This window comes from Ruminococcus albus 7 = DSM 20455 (genome assembly GCF_000179635.2).
Classification (GTDB): Bacteria; Bacillota; Clostridia; order Oscillospirales; family Ruminococcaceae; genus Hominimerdicola; species Hominimerdicola alba.
In genome coordinates this window covers 653988-668056 of the sequence record NC_014833.1, presented here as the reverse complement: position 1 = coordinate 668056, position 14069 = coordinate 653988, and the positions used below count along the sequence as shown (strand labels likewise).

The 14069-nt window shown below is 45.1% G+C and carries 13 protein-coding genes; 5 read left to right on the top strand and 8 right to left on the bottom strand.

The window, feature by feature from the left end:
• The first annotated feature begins 308 nt into the window (after positions 1 to 308).
• Positions 309 to 1802 (top strand): sodium:solute symporter family protein, encoded by a 1494-nt coding sequence (locus tag RUMAL_RS03020; RefSeq protein WP_473241517.1) that lies wholly within the window; start codon positions 309 to 311, stop codon positions 1800 to 1802.
• A gap of 64 nt (positions 1803 to 1866) precedes the next feature.
• On the opposite strand, the gene RUMAL_RS03015 is transcribed toward RUMAL_RS03020, so the two are convergent.
• The 6 genes from RUMAL_RS03015 to RUMAL_RS22665 form a co-directional block, all read right to left on the bottom strand.
• Positions 1867 to 3453, bottom strand: a complete 1587-nt coding sequence (locus RUMAL_RS03015; protein ID WP_013497335.1) for a hypothetical protein — start codon at positions 3451 to 3453, stop codon at positions 1867 to 1869.
• The gene (locus tag RUMAL_RS03010; protein ID WP_013497334.1) at positions 3425 to 4357 is read right to left on the bottom strand and encodes an ABC transporter ATP-binding protein; all 933 of its coding nucleotides are present in this window, start codon (positions 4355 to 4357) and stop codon (positions 3425 to 3427) included. Before RUMAL_RS03010 ends, RUMAL_RS03015 begins: the two co-directional genes overlap by 29 nt.
• A complete protein-coding gene (locus RUMAL_RS03005) occupies positions 4354 to 4716 on the bottom strand; it encodes a GntR family transcriptional regulator (RefSeq protein WP_013497333.1) in 363 nt (120 codons plus the stop codon). The genes RUMAL_RS03010 and RUMAL_RS03005 overlap by 4 nt, the downstream gene beginning before the upstream one ends.
• Before the next feature lie 141 nt (positions 4717 to 4857).
• Positions 4858 to 5265 carry a hypothetical protein gene (locus tag RUMAL_RS03000; protein WP_013497332.1) on the bottom strand — a complete coding sequence of 136 codons (408 nt, stop codon included), beginning with the start codon at positions 5263 to 5265 and terminating at the stop codon, positions 4858 to 4860.
• A gap of 34 nt (positions 5266 to 5299) precedes the next feature.
• Positions 5300 to 5743 carry a hypothetical protein gene (locus tag RUMAL_RS02995; protein WP_013497331.1) on the bottom strand — a complete coding sequence of 148 codons (444 nt, stop codon included), beginning with the start codon at positions 5741 to 5743 and terminating at the stop codon, positions 5300 to 5302.
• Positions 5744 to 5943: 200 nt separating this feature from the next.
• Entirely contained in the window at positions 5944 to 6072 is a 129-nt protein-coding gene (locus tag RUMAL_RS22665) for a hypothetical protein (RefSeq protein WP_013497330.1), read from the bottom strand.
• A gap of 480 nt (positions 6073 to 6552) precedes the next feature.
• On the opposite strand from RUMAL_RS22665, the gene glmU reads away from it, so the two are divergent.
• From glmU to RUMAL_RS02975, 4 genes are all read left to right on the top strand, one after another.
• Complete coding sequence (gene glmU, locus RUMAL_RS02990; RefSeq protein WP_013497329.1) at positions 6553 to 7968, top strand: bifunctional UDP-N-acetylglucosamine diphosphorylase/glucosamine-1-phosphate N-acetyltransferase GlmU; 1416 nt, start codon at positions 6553 to 6555, stop codon at positions 7966 to 7968.
• Between the two features lie 164 nt (positions 7969 to 8132).
• A complete protein-coding gene (locus RUMAL_RS02985; RefSeq protein ID WP_013497328.1) occupies positions 8133 to 9089 on the top strand; it encodes a hypothetical protein in 957 nt (318 codons plus the stop codon).
• Between the two features lie 406 nt (positions 9090 to 9495).
• On the top strand, positions 9496 to 10962 hold the full coding sequence (locus RUMAL_RS02980) for an SGNH/GDSL hydrolase family protein (RefSeq protein WP_013497327.1): 1467 nt from the start codon (positions 9496 to 9498) through the stop codon (positions 10960 to 10962).
• Positions 10963 to 11198: 236 nt separating this feature from the next.
• Positions 11199 to 11732, top strand: a complete 534-nt coding sequence (locus RUMAL_RS02975) for a hypothetical protein (RefSeq protein ID WP_013497326.1) — start codon at positions 11199 to 11201, stop codon at positions 11730 to 11732.
• Between the two features lie 156 nt (positions 11733 to 11888).
• Here RUMAL_RS02975 and RUMAL_RS02970 read toward each other — a convergent pair whose 3' ends face one another.
• Together RUMAL_RS02970 and RUMAL_RS02965 are read right to left on the bottom strand one after the other, a co-directional pair.
• Positions 11889 to 12356 (bottom strand): hypothetical protein, encoded by a 468-nt coding sequence (locus RUMAL_RS02970; RefSeq protein ID WP_013497325.1) that lies wholly within the window; start codon positions 12354 to 12356, stop codon positions 11889 to 11891.
• A gap of 235 nt (positions 12357 to 12591) precedes the next feature.
• Positions 12592 to 14064: a hypothetical protein gene (locus RUMAL_RS02965; protein ID WP_013497324.1), complete on the bottom strand. Its 1473-nt coding sequence runs from the start codon at positions 14062 to 14064 to the stop codon at positions 12592 to 12594.
• Between the last annotated feature and the right edge of the window lie 5 nt (positions 14065 to 14069).

Genomic DNA, 14069 nt, shown 5'->3' with positions numbered 1-14069 from the left:
CGGGCGGCAACTTTTTGCTGTGATGTGTTGAAGGGGCAGCCATATTTACATATTGTGGAAGCCCCGAGTTTGCTATGGTAAATTTGCATAAAAGCCGCGGATCAATTTTGTTTGGTATTCTTCAGTCAAAAAACTCTGCCGCGGTTGACAGCAACAGGAAAATGTTATATAATATAAAAGTCGGCTTTATTGGGTAAAAGCATAAAAGCGTTAAAACGTTGATGTACCATATCGAAGCCGTCAATTTTTTTAAGGAAGTGTTCATATTGGTATTAAGATGGATCATTCTTGTGGTGTACCTTATGCTGATGATAGGTATCGGCGCGTACTACCGCAAAAAGACAGCGAATGTTAATGACTTCGTCCTCGGCGGCAGAGGTCTGGGCCCTTGGTTCACAGCTTTCGCTTACGGTACTTCGTATTTCTCGGCGGTTATATTCGTGGGATACGCAGGAAAATTCGGCTGGGCTTACGGTGTGGCTTCGACTTGGATCGGCATAGGCAACGCGCTTATCGGTTCACTTCTGGCATGGCTGATACTCGGCAAGCGCACACGTACGATGACAAAGCATCTGGACGCTAAGACAATGCCGGAGTTCTTTGAACTGAGATACAACTCAAAGACCCTGAAAACGGTGTCAGCACTGATAATCTTCATATTCCTTATCCCCTACACCGCTTCTGTTTACAAAGGTCTTTCAAGACTGTTCGAGAAGAGTTTCAATATCGGATACGAATGGTGTATTGTGGCTATGGCTGTGTTCACCGCGATATACGTTATCTTGGGCGGATACAAGGCTACTGCCCTCAACGATTTCATTCAGGGCATAATCATGCTGATAGGAATTGCAGCTGTTGTTGTGGCTGTGCTTAAAGTAAACGGCGGATTCTCGGGCTCCATGGAGGCTATGGGCGCTATCCCCGATGCAAAGGGCAACACAGGTGTGTTCAACTCTATAATAGGTCCCGACCCCATAAACCTGATAGGCGTTGTTATACTGACTTCTCTCGGTACATGGGGACTTCCTCAGATGGTACAGAAGTTCTATGCTATCAAGGATAACAAGGCCATTGTTACAGGTACTGTAGTTTCCACCATATTTGCTGTTGTGGTTGCAGGCGGCTGCTATTTCCTGGGCGGATTCGGCAGACTGTTCATGGAGAAGAAAGAGAATGGTGAACCCATTGATGGCTCTGACGCTATCGTTCCTGCTATGATGGATTCTCTGCCCAGTGCACTTTTCGCACTGATAATCGTGCTGGTACTTTCGGCTTCAATGTCTACACTGTCTTCACTGGTGCTGACTTCCAGCTCGACACTGACCATCGACCTTATCAAGCCCATGAAAAAGAAAATGAGCGAAAAGGGCGAAGTATGCATCATGCGTATATTCATCGCAGTGTTCCTGATAATATCCGTTGCTATCGCGATATACTCAGAGCAGAAGAAGGACGAGTTGGTGATATCCTCACTGATGGGCATAAGCTGGGGCGCACTGGCAGGCGCATTCCTTGCACCTTTCATGTACGGTCTGTTCTGGAAAGGCGTTACCAAGGCGGCTGTTATGGCAAGCTTCATCTGCGGCGTGGGCATAACTGTTGTTCACATGATGATCTACACCTTCGGTGTTATCCCCGATGCACCCAAGACACTTGGCGGTCTTGCACTGGCTTCACCTGTTAACGCAGGTGCATTTGCGATGCTGTTCGGTCTGATAGTTGTTCCTGTTGTGAGCCTTATCACTAAGTCCAACGACGAGGACAAGAAAGCTGCCGAAGCTGCATTCGAGTGCTACAAGTAATGATAACTTAAATGCTAATACCCCCGTGGTCAGCAGACCGCGGGGGTATCTTTATATGCTGTTATCAATACTCATCTTCGTAAATACGCCGGTTGGAGTCAACCTCTGTCTGAGGTATTATCTCTCCGACCTCTCTGATAAATTCATCTTGCTTCTCCTCAGGGATATCGAATAAAACACTGAAATCATTTCGGTGAATAATTTTTCTTCTAGAATCAAAGTCACTGTCATCACTTATGCTTATATTTACATTAGTCCTTTCTCTCAGTCTGTCGTCATAGTAATTACTTCCATTTAACATCACTCCTTTGAAATCTTCAAAATCTCTGTCGGTGATGTCGTAATACTTGTCTATCAGCGCATTCAGCTTAGTGATCTTCTCATCCATTTCAGCCTGACTTATCATATCAGAAGGCTCACCATCGATAACGACATTATTGTTCGAGCCCATGTTTTCTCTGTATTTCTCTTCTATATGATATGACTGATAGAATGAACAAATATCGTCTGAGTAGTAATTTGCACTGAGCCTTACAGTATCGTTCAATGTGTTCTTTATGCGCAGCTTATAGTGTCCGAAACCGCCTGTGAAAAAGCCCACAGCCATTATTATCACGAACGCCGCTAGACTGACACCGTATTTTAGAAGCCATGTCAAGAATGTCACGGGAGTTATCTTAGCCCTTGCAGCAACGATCCTTATCACAAGATAGATTATCAGCGCAACAGTGAGTCCGATGCCCCATTTTTTTGCGTACGAGAACATGGTAAACAGTGTGAACAGACCCGTGAACATGAAAAGCTCCATGAACAAGTCATATACCATAGGCTTACCGACATGTCTTCCGTCACGCTTGCGGTAAATAAAGAATGTGACAAATATCAGCAGACAGCTGAGTAAAATATTGATAAACAGAACAGTTATACGCTCAGCCGTTGCATCAAATATCCCCGTATCAGGTATGCACATTCCTACCAGTGCGCCGAAGGATGCAAAATATTTTCCGCTTTCATCGTCGCCCAGATATACGCCCGAAAATCTTTCTATCGTGAAATTGAATACCAAAAACGGGGTCATGCTCGCACAAAGTCCTGTTATGATCGAGGTATATACACCCTCTGCCTTAGCGCCGCAGCAGCTCATGCAGAATATGCATATCGCATCAACGAACAGTGCCTCAGCCAGTATCACACAGTGCAGCTGTAACAGATACGATATACATTGACCCATTATCACGTCGCCCTTTATCGCACCTGCTATGATAACGAATATACCCGCACCAAGCAAAGGCAGTATATGCAGCTTTGCCACAGCCAGCAGCTTTGAAAGATATCTGTCCTTAGCGCTCATGGGCAGTGAGAGCTGAACATCCGCGGTCTGCTTGTTGGTAAGATCACTGAAAACTCCGAATACCGCAAACGCACCGAAGGCTGCTGCAACGAACATCAGGAAAAGTCCGAAAAATCCGTCAAAATTGGGAGAATACTTTGTCACTGCACCATATTCATAATTATTACTTACCGTGAAATCACTTGCTTCAAACAATGCTGCAGCAATAGTGATTATCAGTATCATCAGCCTTATCTTGCGTCCGTTGCGGTATTCCGCCTTTGAGGCCAGCTCAATTTTCTTTAAGTATGTCTGCGCCATAGCCTCTCACCTCCAGCTCGTATATGAATATCTCCTCTAATGTCAGCGGTACTGCTTCAAGCAGTATGGGTGACAGTCCCTTCAGCTTTGCAAGGCATTCATCCGCAGCGCCGCGCACTATCATCTGTGCCACACTGCCGATGCAAGAGAACTGCATTATCTCCAGCCCTGACTGCTCCGCCATTTCCTTTGTCATCTGCCTGTCCTTCAGCGCCAGCTGAATCTTGCAGAAACCACTCTTGATCTCATCTATCTCATCGGCAAATATCAGGTGTCCCTTATGTATCAGCATCGCCCTGTCGCAAAGCTCGTTTATCTCGGCTACGTTATGGGAAGATACTATCATCGTAGCTCCCCTGTCCATAAGCTCATCGACTATCATGGTCTTGATTATCTTTCTCATAGCAGGGTCAAGTCCGTCAAAAGCTTCGTCCAGCATTATGTACTTGGTCTTGCAGCTAAGTGCCGCCACAACTACCGCCTGTCTTTTCATACCCTTTGAGAACTGTGACATTCTCTTGTTCAGCGGAAGTTCCAGCTTGCTTGTAAGTCTGTCGAACACTTCCTCGGAAAACTCAGGATAATAGCTCGCGTAGTAGTTTTTCAGGTCTTTAAGGGTGAAGTTTGCATACTGTATCGTTTCATCGTTCACGAAGAATATCTTTCCCTTGGCTTCAGGGGAGTCGTATACCTCAGTATCATCAATCCTGACACTTCCGCTGCTGCAGGGGTATACCCCGCACATCATTCTCATCAGCGTGGATTTGCCTGCGCCGTTTGAACCGAGAAATCCGTATATGCACCCCTCGGGTATCTCGATGGATATATGATCGAGGGCAACAAAATTTTCTTTATCATCCCTGCCCTTCTCAAATACCATCGTGACATCTTTAATGTCTATCATTTGTTATCCTCCTTCTGCAAAGCGTCCAGTCTGTCTTTCAGCTCTACGACGGTCACACCCGCCCTCAGTGCCGCAGATGCCGCTGCATCAAAATCTTCAAAAAGCTTTCTTTCTATATGCCCTTTCTGCTTGGCTACAAAACAGCCCTTGCCCGCAACGGAATAGATTATCCCGTCATGCTCAAGCCTGCTGTAAGCCTTAGCTACGGTATTGGGATTCAATCCCAGTTCCTTCGCCAGCGTTCTCGCCCCGGGCAGCTTGTCATTCTCCTGCAGAGCTCCGTTTCCTATAAGTTCCGCGAAGCCGTTGCATATCTGCTCGTATATGGGCACTCTGCCTGTAAGGTCTATATTTATCAAGAGCTTTCCTCCTCTCGTTTATGTTTTGTTGTCTGTTAACATTTTAACACCTGCGTACACGCCCGCCGAACTGATATAACTATTGCGTTCAGCGATCTCTTTATATAGTGTATACTCAGGTTGATCCTTATATCGGTGACTTCAGTCATCCACTTTAACTTCAATTATCTGTATGCCTGCATCGTCCATCGCCGAACCATTTGAGCAGAACACTATGTTGCCGTATTCTTGGCTGTTGGTGATACTGCGAAGCTCCTTATAGTCGGAGTGACGCGATGCCAGTTCATCGGAGAGCGTTTTTGCATCATCAGCAGAATCAAGCCAGTAGAACTCTATGAACGTGTCTTTCCTGCCGCCAATAAGGTGTTCGCCATTGTCGGTTTTCTCCACGCTCACATCATACCCTTTGCCTGAAAGATTTTTCTGCATCTCAGCGCTGTCAGGAAAATATGTTCCCCTGCCGTCTGCATAGCATCCGGTCATAAGTACTGCCGTTATCATTACCATCACAAGCGCGTAAAGTTTTACATATCGCATTACTTTTTTCATATCATTTTTCTCCTTATCAGCCGCCTGCCGGGCATCATTCCAAAATAACTGTTTCCGAACTTACACACTCCCATTCGCCGTCTTTTTCTCTCGCGAACCAGAACTGCGTGCCTTCGTGCTTATCAGTATCATATTTTCCGCCCAATGTTCCCCTCAGCATCACTATCGGGTTTTTGGAGTAATGATAATCCACCTCGTAGCCTATGCATTCCACAGCTTTGCTGTCCTCCTCAAGTGCTCCTTCTTCCTTGAGTTTCTTCAGCATCTCATCATCACAGTTCTTATCCCCGAAATATCTTATCTTGTCGGGTATCTTGCCCTGTGCTTCGAGAGTGACCTCCAGACTGTGTACCGTATGCGGTAATTCATTTCCGACATATTTTTCAGATGATACATCTATATCAACACTGGTCTTTTCTCCGCAACCTGTAAGCGTGAACGCCATGATCACTGCTGCTGATAATGCTGCTATTTTCATACTTATCTCCGTTCTTTCATTCTGCACCCTTCAGCTTTCATCGCTGATGAGTTCTGTCTTCTCATGCTCACATTATTTTTCGTTTTGTTGTCTCCCGTCTTGTAAGCCGATGTAATGCTGTTATCTTTATTTTCTGTCACATCGGCGCTTGTGTCTTTTCTCTTTTTTTCTCTCAGTATACCGTGTTCAACATCAGTATGTCATATCCCCATTTCTTCTTCGCTGTCCTCTTCCGTCATCTTCCATTCGCGTACCTTTCTGAATTCCTGTCCTGCCAGAAGTATGCAAACTCCCAGAACGCTCACTGCAAATATCATAAGTTCTCTCATGTTGTCCTGCCTTTCTGCCCTGTCATCTTTTTATAGAGGGCGCTGTCTTGTTGTTTCGTTTCATTTGTCCTGCGTGTACTAGGTGTATTATCTGTAGTAGTACACTTAGAGTTTACCACCACTGCCTCAATTTGTCAATACCCTTCATGCATTTTCAGCACTACACACAATCGACAATGTTGTAAACTTTGAACAATACAGCACATCGCACAAAAGTTATACCTCGTATCAAACATTTCTGCCTCATCACAGGTGTACTGCACCGCCCACAGCATAGTACACCATGTAGTACACCCACAGTACACCACCCTGCAGTGTACTGTACCAAAGCATTATTATAACGGAAACATGGGCTTATAAGGCACAAAATTCGATAAAATTTAATATTGACTTCACAGTTTGAAAGTATTATAATAGATGTGTGATATGCCGTCCGTGAAAGGGTGGTTGACGGCAAAAATCAGGAGAAGGTGATTGAATATGTCAAATAACGTTATCATACTGGCAGGCGGCCAGGGCAAGCGCATGAAGATAAATTCGCCCAAAGCACTCTGCAGTGTGCTTGGCGAGCCCATGATAGAATGGGTAATGAGCGCCTGCGAAAAAGCAGGACTCGATGAGATATGTATAGTCAAAGGATTTGCAGGCGAGCAGATAGATGCTTTTGTTGAAAACAGATCATCAAAAGCAAAGGTGTGCACCGTACTACAGTCTGAAAGACTTGGTACAGGTCATGCCGTTATGATGGCTGAGGAATTCCTTCGTGCTAATTATGACGGAAATACCCTTGTTCTCTGCGGTGATGCTCCCTTTGTCGATGCAGCTACCATCGAGGGCGCTCTCAAGCTTCATATCCAGAATAACTGCGGTGTTACTGTAGTTACTTCCGTAGTAGAAGATGCAACAGGCTATGGCAGGGTTATCCGCACCAAACACGGGATATCGGGTATAGTTGAACATAAGGACTGCAACGCCGACCAGCTCTCTGTAAAGGAGATCAATTCGGGCTGCTACTGGTTCAAGACCTCAGATCTGCTGGAAGTGCTGTTCGAGATCAAGCCCAATAATTCCCAGGGCGAGTACTACCTGACAGACTGCGTTGAGCTTATGATAAACAAGGGCAAGGCAGCTGATGCCTTCATATCCCTCAATCCCAACGTGGCTCTCGGTGCTAATGACAGACGCGGTCTGCTGAAACTGAACGATATCGCAAGGATGGAGATCATCAACAGGTGGCTCGATGACGGCATAGAATTTACCTGTCTTGACGGTGTATCCGTCGGAAGGAACGTTACCATCGGCAGAGGCACCCGCATAGACTCCGGTACTGAACTTCGCGGCAATACCGTCATCGGTGAAGACTGCATTATCGGCAGGAACTGTATACTTGAAAACACAACGATCGGCAACGGCGTGGTACTCAACAATGTTCAGGCTTACGATGCCATAGTTGATGACAATGCCAAGATAGGTCCCTTCGTTCAGCTGCGCCCCGATTCTCATATATGCAAGGGCGTAAAGATAGGCGATTTTGTGGAGATCAAAAATTCCACTATCGGTGAAGGCACTGCAGTATCCCACCTTACTTATGTAGGCGATTCCGATGTGGGCAGCAACGTTAACTTCGGCTGCGGTGTGGCTACAGCCAATTATGACGGCGAGAAAAAATTCCGCACAGTAGTTGAGGACAATGCATTCATCGGCTGCAATACCAATCTGGTTGCGCCCGTATGCATCGGCAAAGGTGCGTATACAGCTGCAGGTTCAACCATTACAGGCGATGTCCCGGCAGATGCACTTGCTATCGAACGCGGTCAGGCTGTCATTAAAGAAGACTATGCCAAGAAAAAGCTGGCAGCCCGCACCAAGAAATTCGAGGATGCTCATAAAGACTGATAAATGCGGTAAAATGCATATCCTAAGCGCTCACGCCCGTTCGTGAGCGCTTTTTGCATAGTGATCCTTTACCGCAGATGTCTTTACTTTTCCTTTGAGATATGGTATAATGTTATTCAAAGCGTGGGATAGCCATATCAAAAAAAGTATGAAAGGAAATTATTATGAGAGTACGATTCCATTTACCTGATTTTGCCGGTCATTTCAGATTCAATCTTATCTTTGCGGAGATGCTAAAACGATGTCCGCAGTATTTCCGTGATGGCGTGGAGATAGCTTCTGTATACGGATGTTTCCCACCCTCCCTCTGGAACGGCGGCAGGTTCTGCGGCGGCTACTGTGACAAGGATTATGTCAAAACTGTTCTCAGTGCTTTCAATGACAGGGGCATCCCTCTCAGATTCACTTTTACAAATCCTATGATCGAGAAAAAACACCTCAGCGATGATTTCTGCAATATGGTGATGAACGTTGCCAACAACGGACTTAATGAGGCTATCGTTTTTTCTCCGATACTTGAGGAGTATATAAGAAAACAGTATCCCAAATACAAGCTGACAAGCTCCACCTGCAAGCGTATAACCGACCCCGACACACTTTATTCCGAAGTTGAAAAGGATTATCATATAGTCGTTATAGACTATGACCTTAACAATAAATTCGATGTGCTTGAAAAGATACCCGATAAGGATAAGTGCGAGATACTCGTCAATGCCTGCTGTGACCCGGGCTGTGTCAATCGTTCCGAACATTACAGGGCTATCGGTCTGCAGCAGATAGATTACGCTAACCATGTTAAAAAGCACCCGAATGCCGCTTATTCCCCCGACAGCTTCTATAAGCAGCACCCCGAAATAAAGCGCTTCGATAAATGTCCCAGCGTTAGCAGGACTGTTTTTGATATACAAGACCTCAGCACCCATATCACCCCCGATGATATATGGAACAAATACGTTCCCATGGGATTCACCCAGTTCAAGATAGAGGGCAGAACATATGAGACCTTCAATCTTCTTGAACACTATATGTATTATATGATAAGACCCGAATGTAAGGATATCGCAAGATTGACCTTCCTCAGACAGCTTCGCGCCAACGGTGTTATAAACCTCAGCGAATAAAGGTCTGTACAGCATAGTCGATTCTTTTCTGCCTGCTTTATACTGAGTATAGAGCAGGCAGTATTATTTTATCCGCTCTGGTAATAATATAGGAATATGGGCAGCTGATATCTTTACTTATACGCAGTATCTGTCTGCTTTCAAGCTATTCTTCAAGCCGATATTAGTTTGATCATTTAAATATTTATTTGATAAAAGTCAGGCTTTGAATTTGTAAGATGTGCACAAGAATGATGTGAAATTAACCAAATCTAATTAAAACCTCTTGATTATTCTGTGGAGTATGGTATAATATGAAATAGAAAGATATACCCTTGTTATCGTAGCATTTGTATGATGTGCAGTGTGTTCGGCTGCGGGTACCGGAAGTCCCGCTGTCAGGCACTTCAAGAAAGGAAATAAGGATATGAAAATAAGCAGATTTTTCGCAGGACTATGCTCTGCAGCACTTGCAGCAAGCATCCTCCCCGTATCTGCCGAAGAAAGCAAGACAGCATTCTGTGAGGCAGTGCCGGATAATGTAAGGATACTGGGCAGAACAGTTTATAATGATGACTCACTGTGGCTGGCAAATTCTGTTTCAGGTGTTGAATTTACCGTCACAGGCACTCAGGTAACTTTCAACCTGAATGTTTCGGGTGACCCTACACGTATCGGTGTTTACCTGAACGGTCAGCTTTATCAGAGAGGTCTTATAGGGGGATCCTCCAAAAAGGGCAGCGTGACTGTGCCTCTTGCAGAGGGTGAGAATACAGTCAGGCTGATAAAACTATCCGAATCCATGCAATCCGAACTGGGTATAGACAGTATCGAAACTGATGCCGGATCCACCATAAAACCCACTTCCGCCAAAGAGCGTAAGCTTGAATTTATCGGTGATTCCATAACCTGCGGATACGGTATAGATCTTCCCCTGAAGGATCCCTCAACAGGTGAGAACAACAAGTTCTCCACCCTCAGCGAGGATGCTTCAAAGACCTATGCTTATCAGATCGCATCGATGTTTGATTCCGATGTTGATCTGTTCTCAATGAGCGGCTGCGGAGTATGGTGCAACTACGGCGGCAGCAGGGATCATACCATGGAAAAGTACTACAGAAAGACCAGCCTTAATACCTGGAACAGTATATCCTCACAGGATTATGTGCCCATACAGGATTTTGACTGGGATCATTCACAGTATCAGCCCGATTGTATCGTTATAGATCTGGGTACTAACGACTGGACATATTTTGACAGCCACGAAAATGAGAAGGAGAAATTTGAAGACAGCTATACCGATCTTCTGAAGCTTGTAAGAGAATGTTCTCCCGATGCGAAGATCGTATGTACACTTGGCATGATGGGTGCTGAACTCTACCCACAGATCAAAAATGCTGTAGATGAGTATAAGTCGGATACAGGTGATAAGGAGGTATATACCTTAAAGCTTGGGCAGATAGATCCTGCACAGGAAGGCTATGGTGTTGACTATCACCCTTTGGCGGCAAGCAATACCCGCGTTGCAGAAAACGAACTCGGGCCGTTCATCGCCGGTATCATGGGCTGGGATCTGGGTCCTATGCCCGATGACGGCACACTTACACATACCCCGGATGATCTTACGGTAGGTGAGTATCATGAACAGCCCGCAGATAATGTTTCCGATCAGAGCGAGAGTAGTGATCCTGAGAGCGATGTATCCGAAAGCAGTACTTCATCTGCTGTGAGTTCCACATCTTCAGCTTCGTCAGTTTCTGAAAGTACTTCAAGCTTCAGAACAACCACGAACCCGATTCAATCCGAAGATAACCCCACCACAGGCATGGCAGGAGGAATGGCTATGATCGCATTGATGGGAGGCGCTGTTATAGCATCAAAGCGTAAAAAATAAATGATCACAGATCAAATCACAGTATTCACTCTGCTGTATATATGCAATCAAATTGCACATATACCGCGGGTCTTTTAAACGACGTTTCTTTATAATAATAATTGTGAAAAATTTTCAAAATTACTTGCAATTTAGAAAATAATGTGCTATAATATATATACGGATATATATAGAATTTATCGTGGCTCAGACCATGTGAATTATAGCAAGTATATGATCAGGGAAGGAAGATAGTTATGACATATATGCTCAACAATCTGGATGAAGCTGTTGACAGAAAGTTTCTTGTGACTAAACCCATGAAAGCTCAGGCTGAGCCGGGAAGTATTATTCACGTTCTTGATGTTAAGGATCGTAAGAAGGATGGTTATCTGGTAGAATACCGTGTTACCGACGTTGGTAAGGGTTACTCTTTCAGAGATTACGCTGCAAAGTTCAATAACGTCAAGGAATTCTGCACCTGGGCAAGACCTGACAATTTCATAGCAAGACACTATGAGGCTTTCGATCTCAAGGAGATACAGAATTACATCAAGGTAACTGACAGAAGCTTTATCACTTCTGCTCTGCCTATAATCGTAGTACTGACACTGGCACTGTGGGGTCTTGGTATATTCGTTATCAAGCCTGTACTGGGTATCGTCATTGCAGCTATCGGTACTGTTATCGTATTCTGCGGTGTATCCTACTTCTTCCGTTGGCAGAAGAGCCGCGTTAAGCTGAATCTTTACAGCAAGATCAGTTCCGACTGGGGCGTACAATTCAAGTAAACTTAAAGCCATGCAGATATATGCTGCATGGCTTTTTTATGCCTGTTTGAATATTCCCACTAACACCGCACTATAAAGTCTGTTAACGTTCAACGATCAGTTACAATAAAAGATCATACTGTGTCAGATCAGCTTCAAAACATAAGTACATCTTGCTCAGAACACCGGTATCTCATCCTCGTGTTTCATGGATTCCTCTAAAAGCCGACCATATGCACCCATCGTGAAAGCTATGTCACTGCTGCGTATAGATAGTAGTTTCATACCCGGTTCGATCTTCAGAAATGACATCATCTCTTTTGACAAAATGATCTTTCCGTCATCAGTGATATTCGTCCATGAATATGAACGTCCTTTATACTTGATGAATTTACCCTGTTCAGCTGTATAATCCTTCAGTCCGTCAGTTTCTCTCAGTATGTGTCCAAGCAAAGACGGTTCAAGCAGACCCTTTCGTGTCACACAAAATCCGCCTGTGCTCTTGCTGCCGGTAAACAGATAGACCCTTCCTTCCGAAGTTATGTCGTATTCACTTATTGCCTGTTCCGGAAGCCTGATAACACCATCTTCCCTTATCAACGATTTTCCGAATATAAACTTTCCACCTTTGTTCATCTGTGGCATAACGATCTCCTCCGTGTAATGTATTCCGACTGTATTAATAATTATGGTCATCCATATAGAACATCACTTCTTATGCCGGTATAACGATATACATTTATTATCGTATAGCTAATAAAAAGGAGTGCCGTCAGGACAGCCGAATATGATTATATCACATTATTCATGTATTGTCAACAAAAAAGCCATAGTATTTCCGACCAAACATCGGAAATACTATGGCTTTATATTTTTGGTATCAGAATCCTGAATCTCTCATCTTCTTTTTGAAGTTGGCATTTAGCTTGGCATTCTTCTTTTTCTGCTTGGCAGCCTTGAGCATATCTTCTCTGCTCATAGTGCCGTCATCCTCATCTTCGTCATCATCAGGCTCAGCTGCACTTGATGAATACTTTGAGATTTCATCAGTGTTCAAAGACTTGATGTTCTGGCTTACAGGAATAGATGTTGCAGACTCAGATACCTGTATCGAAGTCTGTCCTACACCGGGCATCTTCATCATGGACTGCATTACGCCTGCCTGAGGAAATCCGCCTGTGGTAGTTGTACCGGTATTAAACATTGTACCCTGCTGAGGATAACCACCCTGCATTCCCTGCTGGGGATAACCTGCGCCCTGCTGAGGATAGCCGCCCTGCTGCATTCCCTGCTGGGGATAGCCCATACCCTGCTGGGGATAGCCGCCCTGCATTCCCTGCTGGGGGTAACCCATACCCTGCTGGGGATAGCCTGCCTGCATTCCCTGCTGAGGATAACCCATACCCTGCTGGGGATAGCCTGCCTGCATTCCCTGCTGAGGATAACCGCTCTGCTGCATACCCTGCTGAGGATAGCCCATGCCCTGCTGAGGATAGCCGCTCTGCTGCATACCCTGCTGAGGGAAGCCCATGCCCTGCTGAGGATAGCCGCCCTGCATTGTCATTCCCTGCTGAGGATAACCTCCCTGAGGGATATTGAAGCCTGCAGCGCCCTGTCTTGTAGCATCCTCGGGCTGGTCAAACATTGACTTAACACCGCTGTCGATAGTTTTAACTTCAGAATCGGGAGCAGTAGCTGCTTCCTCGAAGAAAGGATTACTTGAATCTACGCTGAATCCGTCAGCAAATTCTGCAGGTGCGCCCATTGGCTCAGATGCAGCCTGTTCTGTCGAAGTAGTATCAACATCAAAGCCGTTCATCAGGTCTTCCATGCTGGGTTCAGCCGCATTTTCAACGGAAGGAGCTTCACCAGCCGCAAGTGCTTCTTCTGCTGCCGCAGTAGCTTCTGCAACAAGAGAACCTTCGGAAGAAGATGACTTATCTACAGCCGAAACAAGTACTACTTCCTTCAGTTTAACACTGTCTTCAGCTGAGGTCATAACAACGCATTCACCGTTGGCAGCATTGGTCTGTCCAAGCATAAGCAGGCTGACCTTTCCTGTCTCAATGACCTCGTAGTTCTTGAAGAGCATTGTAACAATGTATTTTGCAGGCGCATCACCACAGTGATCGATAAATCTCTTTACTGCAACTGTCTCTGCGGGGATAACCTCGACCATGCCGCCTCTTACGGTAACAGTGGTGATACCTGTGATTGGCTGGTCGTTATTGTCAACTATAACGCATATAGCCGACTCATTTTCCGAAACATAATTGGGCTTATTATTTGTTATAAGCTCAGCATACTGTTTCGCAAGATCGTAAAGCTCCTTGATTTCCATAATCGTATTCAACTGCC

What these genes read in the sequence shown, in the direction of transcription:
- RUMAL_RS02995 (WP_013497331.1), bottom strand. Translation starts at nt 5,743, where the DNA reads ATGAAAATAGCAGCATTATCAGCAGCAGTGATCATGGCGTTCACGCTT.
- RUMAL_RS02970 (WP_013497325.1), bottom strand. Translation starts at nt 12,356, where the DNA reads ATGCCACAGATGAACAAAGGTGGAAAGTTTATATTCGGAAAATCGTTG.
- glmU (WP_013497329.1), top strand. Translation starts at nt 6,553, where the DNA reads ATGTCAAATAACGTTATCATACTGGCAGGCGGCCAGGGCAAGCGCATG.
- RUMAL_RS22665 (WP_013497330.1), bottom strand. Translation starts at nt 6,072, where the DNA reads ATGAGAGAACTTATGATATTTGCAGTGAGCGTTCTGGGAGTTTGCATA.
- RUMAL_RS03010 (WP_013497334.1), bottom strand. Translation starts at nt 4,357, where the DNA reads ATGATAGACATTAAAGATGTCACGATGGTATTTGAGAAGGGCAGGGAT.
- RUMAL_RS03015 (WP_013497335.1), bottom strand. Translation starts at nt 3,453, where the DNA reads ATGGCGCAGACATACTTAAAGAAAATTGAGCTGGCCTCAAAGGCGGAA.
- RUMAL_RS02975 (WP_013497326.1), top strand. Translation starts at nt 11,199, where the DNA reads ATGACATATATGCTCAACAATCTGGATGAAGCTGTTGACAGAAAGTTT.
- RUMAL_RS03000 (WP_013497332.1), bottom strand. Translation starts at nt 5,265, where the DNA reads ATGAAAAAAGTAATGCGATATGTAAAACTTTACGCGCTTGTGATGGTA.
- RUMAL_RS02985 (WP_013497328.1), top strand. Translation starts at nt 8,133, where the DNA reads ATGAGAGTACGATTCCATTTACCTGATTTTGCCGGTCATTTCAGATTC.
- RUMAL_RS02980 (WP_013497327.1), top strand. Translation starts at nt 9,496, where the DNA reads ATGAAAATAAGCAGATTTTTCGCAGGACTATGCTCTGCAGCACTTGCA.
- RUMAL_RS03020 (WP_473241517.1), top strand. Translation starts at nt 309, where the DNA reads ATGATAGGTATCGGCGCGTACTACCGCAAAAAGACAGCGAATGTTAAT.